At 71.7% G+C, this 637-nt stretch carries 1 protein-coding gene; it reads left to right on the top strand.

Annotated features, from left to right (window positions below):
• A partial coding sequence (locus AC27IO_RS25165) for a fumarylacetoacetate hydrolase family protein (RefSeq protein WP_498741338.1) occupies positions 1-505 on the top strand: 505 nt, incomplete at its 5' end.
• Positions 506-637: the final 132 nt, after the last annotated feature.

The raw sequence follows: 637 nt of genomic DNA, 5'->3' as shown, positions 1-637 counted from the left end.
GTTCGCGCTGCGCGGCATCGAGGCCGAGATCGCCCTGCGGCTGGGCCAGGCGGTGGATGCCGCGACTGCGGCCCGGCTGGCCGACGGCGAGGGCGCGCACCTGGTCGACGCGATGGCCGTGTCGATCGAGATCGTGGAAACGCGCTGGGCCCAGGACGGCGCGGTGGCTGGCCTGCTCACGCTGGCCGACCAGCAGTCGCACGGCGCGCTGGTGCTGGGCGACTGGGTGCCGTTCGACGCCGGCGCGCCGCCCGACTGGGCGCAGCAGCGCTGCACGGTGCGCATCACGGGCCAGGACGCGGTGGAGCGCCAGGGCACGCATTCGCTGGGCGATCCCGCCTGGCTGCTGGCCGCGTGGCTGCGCCATGCCACGCAGCACTTCGGCACCCTGCCGGCCGGCACGGTGGTCACCACCGGCAACTGGGCCGGTCGGCTGAACGCCCGCCTGGGCGATGCGGTGGAGGTGGCGTTCGACGGCATCGGCACCGCGAGCGTGCAGCTGTAGCCGGCACCTCGGAGTGTTGTGCTATTAAATAAATAAGCAATACGCCCTAGTGGAATATGCGCTAGGGCCGGTTTTGGTTCAAAGGCCGCGCGGCCTGCCCGTCGATCAGCTCCACGAAGCGCCGCGCGCCCA

This window comes from Acidovorax sp. KNOB132 (genome assembly GCF_057541515.1).
Note: the sequence above shows the minus strand (reverse complement) of the source record. Positions and strands in the feature narration are given on the sequence as shown.